At 67.5% G+C, this 664-nt stretch carries 1 protein-coding gene; it reads left to right on the forward strand.

Going from position 1 to position 664, the window contains the following annotated elements; genetic code table 11:
• Positions 1-401 precede the first annotated feature (401 nt).
• Positions 402-664: toll/interleukin-1 receptor domain-containing protein (locus MJ797_RS26150; RefSeq protein WP_239342315.1), on the forward strand; the 263-nt coding region annotated here is incomplete at its 3' end.

The raw sequence follows: 664 nt of genomic DNA on the forward strand, positions 1-664 counted from the left end.
TGGGTGCTGGTTCGTCGGTGGTGGGGCCACCGGTGCTTGCTCGGTCCGCCGGTCGGTTTGTTGCTCGTGAGACGGAGGGCCTGTGAACAGTGAGGCGCTGTGAACAACAGTGAGGCGTGGAGCGCGGAGCCCACATTCAAGCCTGCCGCCGGCACGCGCACGGGGTGCCGGTACTGGCACGCCGGTAAGGATCGTCCCCTTGGCCGCCGCGCGCCTGGTCGCTGAGACCGGCCGCGGCGCCGTCACACGCGTCGTCGCGGCAACCCGACAGGGGCCTGGGCCGAACGGGCCCGGCGGAAAGACGCAGCCAAGCACCGTATTTCCGTCATTTGACGGGATTGGACGGTCTCCCCCACCCACCGGCGGCGCCGTGCGGGCGAACGGATGGCACAATCACTGCCATGTCCGACAGGGGGGCGGCATCCTCGGTGCGATGGGATTTCCTTCTCTCCTACGCGGCTGAGGATCGCCCATGGGCCGAATGGCTGGCCTGGCAGTTGGAGGCGGCGGGCTACCGCGTGCTTATCGAGGCATGGGATCTCGTACCTGGCTCTAACAGATCAGCTCATGTACAGCGGGGCGCTCTGGAGGCGGAACGCACCATCGCCATCCTGTCCGCTGCTTACCTGAACTCCTGCTACGAGCAACCCGAGTGGCAGGCCGC

The sequence above is a fragment of the Protofrankia sp. CiP3 genome, from assembly GCF_917627345.1.
Lineage (GTDB): Bacteria > Actinomycetota > Actinomycetes > Frankiales > Frankiaceae > Protofrankia.